General features: G+C 57.3%; 9 protein-coding genes. 6 read left to right on the top strand and 3 right to left on the bottom strand.

Translation table 11 applies throughout. From position 1 onward, the window contains the following. A partial coding sequence (locus ADK28_RS08430) for an AMP-binding protein (protein ID WP_048795403.1) occupies positions 1-1,179 on the top strand: 1,179 nt, incomplete at its 5' end. Positions 1,180-1,260: 81 nt separating this feature from the next. Continuing rightward, complete coding sequence (rnd, locus tag ADK28_RS08425) at positions 1,261-2,382, top strand: ribonuclease D (protein WP_048795402.1); 1,122 nt, start codon at positions 1,261-1,263, stop codon at positions 2,380-2,382. A gap of 237 nt (positions 2,383-2,619) precedes the next feature. Here the strand turns inward: rnd and minE are convergent, their stop codons facing one another. The 3 genes from minE to minC are packed head-to-tail and all read right to left on the bottom strand — an operon-like array spanning position 2,620 to position 4,426. Next, positions 2,620-2,889 (bottom strand): cell division topological specificity factor MinE, encoded by a 270-nt coding sequence (gene minE, locus ADK28_RS08420; RefSeq protein WP_004932303.1) that lies wholly within the window; start codon positions 2,887-2,889, stop codon positions 2,620-2,622. A gap of 3 nt (positions 2,890-2,892) precedes the next feature. Beyond that, entirely contained in the window at positions 2,893-3,705 is an 813-nt protein-coding gene (gene minD, locus ADK28_RS08415; protein ID WP_016927452.1) for a septum site-determining protein MinD, read from the bottom strand. A gap of 25 nt (positions 3,706-3,730) precedes the next feature. Continuing rightward, complete coding sequence (gene minC / locus ADK28_RS08410) at positions 3,731-4,426, bottom strand: septum site-determining protein MinC (RefSeq protein WP_004932297.1); 696 nt, start codon at positions 4,424-4,426, stop codon at positions 3,731-3,733. 136 nt (positions 4,427-4,562) lie between these two features. On the opposite strand from minC, the gene ADK28_RS08405 reads away from it, so the two are divergent. The 4 genes from ADK28_RS08405 to ADK28_RS32110 all read left to right on the top strand — a co-directional run. Beyond that, the gene (locus ADK28_RS08405; RefSeq protein ID WP_004932294.1) at positions 4,563-4,835 is read left to right on the top strand and encodes a YcgL domain-containing protein; all 273 of its coding nucleotides are present in this window, start codon (positions 4,563-4,565) and stop codon (positions 4,833-4,835) included. A 28-nt stretch (positions 4,836-4,863) separates the two neighbouring features. Next, positions 4,864-5,886 (top strand): lytic murein transglycosylase, encoded by a 1,023-nt coding sequence (locus tag ADK28_RS08400; RefSeq protein ID WP_048795401.1) that lies wholly within the window; start codon positions 4,864-4,866, stop codon positions 5,884-5,886. A 58-nt stretch (positions 5,887-5,944) separates the two neighbouring features. Further along, complete coding sequence (locus ADK28_RS08395; protein WP_016927455.1) at positions 5,945-6,601, top strand: fumarylacetoacetate hydrolase family protein; 657 nt, start codon at positions 5,945-5,947, stop codon at positions 6,599-6,601. Between the two features lie 122 nt (positions 6,602-6,723). After that, positions 6,724-6,936 (top strand): YkgJ family cysteine cluster protein (locus tag ADK28_RS32110; RefSeq protein WP_048795404.1); only part of this gene is annotated, 213 nt, incomplete at its 3' end.

The raw sequence follows: 6,936 nt of genomic DNA, 5'->3' as shown, positions 1-6,936 counted from the left end.
GTCAAGCGCCTGGTGCCCAAATACAACCTGCCGGATGCCATTTCATTCCGCAGCGCGCTGCAGCGCGGCCGCCGTCTGCAATATGTAAAACCGGACATCATTAATGCCGATCTGGCCTTCCTGCAATACACGGGCGGCACCACCGGGGTGGCGAAGGGCGCGATGCTGACGCACCGCAATATGCAGGCCAACCTCGAGCAGGCCAAAGCCGCCTATTCGCCGCTGTTCCGCGAAGGGCAGGAACTGGTGGTGACGGCGTTGCCGCTGTATCACATTTTCGCGCTGACGGTGAACTGCCTGCTGTTTATCGATCTGGGCGGGCGCAATTTGCTGATCACCAACCCGCGCGATATTCCGGGGCTGGTGAAGGAGTTGGGTAAATACCCGTTCACCGCCATGAGCGGGGTGAATACCTTGTTCAATGCGTTGCTGAACAATGAAGAGTTCCACAAGCTCGATTTCTCTACGCTGCGTTTCTCGGTCGGCGGCGGCATGTCGGTGCAAAAAGCGGTGGCCGAGAAGTGGGAAAAAACTACCGGTAAACACCTGCTGGAAGGCTATGGCCTGACGGAGTGCGCGCCGCTGGTGGCCGGTAACCCTTACGATCTGAAACACTACAGCGGCAGCATCGGCCTGCCGGTGCCGTCGACGGACATTCGGTTGGTGGACGACAATGGCCACGATGTGCCGCCGGGCGAACCGGGCGAACTGTGGGTCAAAGGGCCGCAAGTTATGTTAGGCTATTGGCAGCGCCCGGAAGCCACCGACGAAGTGCTGAAAGACGGCTGGCTGGCGACCGGTGATGTGGTGACCGTGGACGAGCAGGGGTTTGTGCGCATCGTCGATCGCAAGAAAGACATGATCCTGGTCTCCGGTTTCAACGTTTACCCGAACGAGATCGAGGATGTGGTCAGCCAGCATCCGAAAGTGCTGGAATGTGCGGCGATCGGCGTGCCCAGCGAGGCCTCTGGCGAAACGGTGAAGATCTGCGTGGTGAAGAAAGACGCCTCGCTGACCAAGGAAGAGCTGTTGACCCATTGCCGTCGGCACCTGACCGGGTATAAAGTGCCTAAAATTGTTGAGTTCCGCGATGAACTGCCGAAGTCTAACGTCGGCAAGATTTTGCGGCGAGAACTGCGCGATGAGCTAAAAACGCCGAAGCCGGCCGATGCCGCCTAGCTTTCGCTCTCGCGCCTGACTATCAACAACGCCGGTGAATGCCGGCGTTGTTGTGTTTGAATCCTACAAGAGAATGATGTTTTGAATTATCAGTTGATCACTACCGATGCCGGATTGCAGCAGGTCTGCGAGCAGGCGAGAAAGCATGCCCAGATTGCGCTGGACACCGAGTTTGTCAGAACGCGCACCTACTATCCGCAGTTGGGCCTGATCCAGCTCTACGACGGTGAACAACTCTCCCTTATCGATCCTCTGCCGATCAAGCAATGGCAGCCGTTTGTCGACCTGCTGGCCGACACCGCCGTGGTGAAGTTCCTGCATGCCGGCAGTGAAGATCTCGAAGTGTTTCTCAACGCCTTTAAAACGCTGCCGACGCCGATGGTCGATACCCAGATCCTGGCGGCGTTCACCGGCCGGCCGCTCTCCTGCGGCTTCGCGACGCTGGTGGCGGAGTACATGAAGGTTGAGCTGGACAAGAGCGAGTCGCGCACCGACTGGCTGGCGCGCCCGCTGACCGAAAGGCAATGCGTGTACGCGGCCGCCGACGTGTTCTATCTGCTGCCGATGGCTAAACAGCTGGTGCAGGAGACCGAAGAGGCCGGTTGGACCGCGGCGGCCAATAACGAGTGTCTGCTGCTGTGTCAACGCCGTAGCGAGGCGCTGGCGCCGGAAGTCGCCTACCGCGAAATCAGCAATGCCTGGCAGCTGCGCCCGCGTCAGCTCGGTTGTTTGCAGAAGTTGGCGGAATGGCGCCTGCGCCAGGCGCGTGAGCGCGATCTGGCGGTGAACTTCGTGGTGCGTGAGGAGAACCTGTGGCAGGTGGCGCGCTATATGCCGTCTTCGCTGGGAGAACTGGATTCTCTGGGGCTGAGCGGGCCGGAGATCCGTTATCACGGCAAAACGCTGCTGGCGCTGGTGGCGGAGGCCGAAGCGCTGGAGGAGTCCGAGTTACCGGCGCCGTTGGCCAACTTTATCGATCAGCCGGGCTACAAGAAGGTGTTCAAAGACATCAAGGCGGCGATCGCTACCGTCAGCGAGCAAAGCGGGTTGAGCAGCGAGCTGCTGGCATCCCGTCGCCAAATTAACCAATTGCTGAACTGGCATTGGAAACTGAAGGACGGCGAAAGTCGCCCTGAATTAATCAGCGGCTGGCGCGGCGATTTATTAATGGCGCCGTTGCAGGACATCCTGAAAGATTATTAATCGCTGATTATCACCTGGGCAGGGTAGGGAAACTCTGCTCGGGTGAATATAGGCAGGAAATAATGCGTTGAAGGTAAATCTGGCCAGAATTTACTTTAAACGAGGCGGCGGCAAAGTTAATTGGGAATAGTCCCAAAGGGAAAAATCGCTTTTTTGCTACCGATAAAGCTTAATAACTGGATGCACATACAGTTATCCCCTGCATAAAATATACAGGGGGTAATTAATGCGTCGCAATCATTTAGCTGCTTCTTCCGATTCCGGCAATGTCACGTTAAGTTCAAGTACCGAAATATCGTCCCCTTTCTGCTCGAACTGCACGTGCAGCATTTCAGGATCGATCTGAATGTATTTGCAAATAACCGCCAGAATATCGCGTTTCAGATCAGGCAGATACGGGGGCTCACTGTCCCCGCGGCGACGCTCTGCGACGATAATCTGCAGCCGTTCCTTGGCTATATTGGCTGTCTGTTTTTTGCGGGACAGAAAGAAGTCTAATAAGGCCATGGTTTATCCCCCAAAAAGGCGTTTCAGGAAACCCTTCTTCTCTTCTTCAATGAAGCGGAATGGGCGTTCTTCCCCCAACAAGCGGCAAACGGTATCGTCATACGCCTTACCGGCGTCTGACTCGGCATCCAGAATGACAGGCTCACCCTGGTTGGAAGCGCGCAGCACGGACTGGTCTTCCGGGATCACGCCCACCAGCGGAATGCGCAGGATTTCCAGCACGTCCTCCATGCTCAGCATGTCGCCACGGCTGACGCGGCCCGGGTTATAACGGGTCAGCAGCAGGTGTTCCTTGATAGGCGATTCGCCTTTCTCGGCGCGGCGTGATTTGGAAGAGAGAATGCCCAGGATACGGTCGGAGTCGCGTACCGAAGACACTTCCGGGTTGGTGGTGATGATAGCTTCGTCGGCGAAATACAGCGCCATCAGCGCACCGGTTTCGATACCGGCCGGTGAGTCGCAGACCACGAAGTCAAAATCCATCTCGCCGAGATCGTTGAGGATTTTTTCAACGCCTTCGCGGGTCAACGCGTCTTTGTCGCGTGTCTGCGAAGCCGGCAGGATATAGAGGTTTTCAGTGCGTTTGTCTTTGATCAACGCCTGATTCAGCGTGGCATCGCCCTGAATCACGTTCACGAAATCATAAACTACCCGACGTTCGCAGCCCATGATCAGGTCAAGATTACGCAGACCGATATCGAAATCGATCACGACGGTTTTCTTGCCTTTCTGGGCCAGGCCGGTAGCGATGGCCGCGCTCGAAGTGGTCTTGCCAACGCCCCCTTTACCCGATGTAACAACAATAATGCGTGCCATGAAATGGATTCCTTGTCAAAAGGGCTTAATTTAAAGGTTGTATGGTTAAAGCGTTATCCAACAGGCTGAGTCGTACGGCCTGCCCGACGTAATCGGACGGGATTTGGTCGCTCAACCAGTACTGCCCTGCGATAGAGACTAGCTCAGCCGCCAGGTGGGTGCAAAAAATCTGACATTGCGTGTCGCCTGACGCGCCTGCCAGTGCGCGACCGCGCATCATGCCGTAGACATGAATATTGCCGTCGGCAATCAGTTCGGCGCCGGCGCTGACGCTGCTGGTCACGATAAGATCGCTGTTGCGGGCGTAAATCTGTTGGCCGGAACGGACAGGCGTACTGATGATGCGCGTTTTGGCGGGGGCGTTATCCGCCACCACGGGCGCTGGCGCAGGCTCCGGCGCCGCCATTTTCTGGCCTTTGCCTTCGCTCAGCAGCGGCAGCCCGGCGCGGGCTATCGCGCGCTTTTGACGCTCATCTCTGCAACCGCTGATACCCACAACGCGCAGACCTGCCGCCGCGACAGCCTGTTGAAGTTCTTTCCAGTTCGCATCGCCTTCCAGCGTTGCGACGTTGATAACAACAGGAGCGTTTTTCAGAAAAGCGGGCGCTTGCTCAACTTTTTCCTGTAACGCCTGGCGTATTACCTCGGGCTGCGAATTATGCAAATGAACAACCGATAGGGTAAAACTGCTGCCTTTTAGCTCAATTGGCGATTGTGACATCTATCCTGACTCAGTCTCAGCAACTTTAAATCCCCGGAATACCACTCGGGGTGCGATATTCCGATGTACTATAAGCATGTTATAGTCAGAGTTATATCCAGGCAAGACGCTCCCTCAATTAAATAGAGTTAAAAAAATGCTTTGTGTGATCTATAGAAGCCCGAAACGCGATCAAACTTATCTTTATGTCGAAAAAAAAGACGATTTCTCTCGTGTGCCGGAAGAGCTGATGAAAAGTTTCGGCGTGCCGCAATTCGCCATGATGCTGTCGCTCGATGAGCGCAAGAAATTGGCCTCGGCGGATATCGAAAAGGTGAAGCAGGCGTTGAAAGACGAAGGCTATTATCTGCAGTTCCCGCCGCCGGTTGAAAACCTGCTTAATCAGCATCTGGCGGGCGATAAGGCCTGAGACAGTCGCCACGGCCAGGGGAGGCGCGATGACACGTTCGGCGAGAAAGACCGTATTGGCCGCCTGGTTGGCGCTGGGCGGAGTGCTGATGCCCGGCGCATCGCAGGCGGCGCAGGAGACGACGCTGGCGGCGAGCGGCCGCGATCCGGCGCAGTTCCCGGCGTATGTCGATCAACTTAAGCGCCGGGCGCGGGAACAGGGCATCAGTCAGGCGACTCTTGATCGCGCGTTTGCGCAAATCCACTTCGTCGATCGAGTGATCAAGGCCGATCGCAATCAGCCGGAGCAGAAGATCACCCTGGACGATTACCTGCGGCGGGTGATGTCACCCGCCAAGGTGCGCCAGGGGCGAGAACGGTATCGGCAGCGCCATGCGCAATGGTTGCGGGCCAGCGAGCGCTATCGGGTGCCAGGGCGTTATATCATCGCGCTGTGGGGGATGGAGAGCGCCTACGGCAAGATTCAGGGGCGGGAGGACGTGGTGTCTGCGCTGGCGACCTTGGCGTTTGAAGGGCGCCGTGAAGCTTTTTTCAGCCAGGAACTGATGGCGGCGCTGCAGATAGTCGAGCAGGGGCACGTCGGCGATACGCCGCTGAAAGGCTCCTGGGCCGGCGCGATGGGGCAATGCCAGTTTATGCCGAGCTCCTTCTTGCGCTACGCGGCGGATGGCGACGGCGACGGGCGCATCGATATCTGGAACAACATTGACGACGTTTTCGCGTCTACAGCCAGCTATCTGTCCAAAGAGGGCTGGCAGCCCGGCATCGGTTGGGGGCGCGAGGTCAAACTGCCCGCCGGCTTCAATCCGACCGAACTGGGCCTGAAAGACGCGCAGGCGCGCAGCGTCAACGACTGGCATAAACGCGGCGTGCGCCGTGCGGATGGCAGTGCGTTGCCGCATGCCGTGCAGCGCGGTTGGATTATCGCGCCGGATGATCTGCAGGGGCGGACGTTCCTGGTCTATGATAATTTCCGCACCCTCATGCACTGGAATCGCTCTTACTATTTCGCCCTCGCCGTGGGTATGATGGCAGACGCGATCGGGCATTGATCCGGCACACCAATAATCGGCTTGGCGCGCCAAGCCTCTACAGTTTGGGAGAAGCGGTATGTATCAACATAGAGACTGGCAGGGTTCGCTGCTCGATTTCCCGGTGAACAAGGTGGTCTGCGTCGGCAGCAACTACGCCGATCACATCAAGGAAATGGGCAGCGCGGCGTCCGTCGAACCGGTGGTGTTTATCAAACCGGAAACGGCGTTGTGCGATATTCGCCAGCCGGTGGCCATCCCCAAAGAGTTCGGTGCGGTGCATCATGAAGTGGAGCTGGCGGTATTGATCGGCACACCGTTGAAACAGGCCAACGAAGATCGCGTTGCGCGGGCGATCGCCGGTTATGGCGTGGCGCTCGATCTGACGCTGCGCGATCTGCAAGCGGGCTTTAAAAAGGCCGGCCAGCCGTGGGAAAAGGCCAAGGCCTTCGACGGTTCCTGCCCGATGTCGGGATTTATCCCGGTGGCGGAATTCGGCGATCCGCAAAACGCCGAGCTGTCGTTGACCGTCAACGATCAATTGCGCCAGCAGGGCAATACGCGCGACATGATCACGCCAATCCTGCCGCTTATCAGCTACATGAGCCGCTTCTTCACGCTGCGCGCCGGCGACATCATCCTGACCGGCACGCCGCAGGGCGTGGGCCCGATGGCCTCCGGCGACATGTTGAAAATCAGCCTGAACGGCAAAACGCTCAGCACCCGGGTGATCTGACCTCTCTTCGCCGCCGGCATCGTCGGCGGCAAAGCTTGCATCTTGCGGCTAATATGTCTATATAGTCCCCCCTCGAGCCTGTGCGCAGGTGACTTATCCATTTACCGAAACCGGACGCTAACATGTCACAACTCGCTTTTTGGCAACAGAAAACGCTGGCGGAAATGTCAGAACAAGAGTGGGAATCGCTGTGCGACGGGTGCGGGCAATGCTGTTTGAATAAGCTGATCGACGAAGATACCGACGAGATTTATTTTACCAACGTAGCCTGCAACCAGCTCAACATCAAATCCTGCCAATGCCGTAACTATGAGCGGCGCTTCGAGCTGGAAGAA

The sequence above is a fragment of the Serratia sp. 506_PEND genome, assembly GCF_001076875.1.
Classification (GTDB): domain Bacteria; phylum Pseudomonadota; class Gammaproteobacteria; order Enterobacterales; family Enterobacteriaceae; genus Serratia; species Serratia marcescens.
Note: the sequence above shows the minus strand (reverse complement) of the source record. Positions and strands in the feature narration are given on the sequence as shown.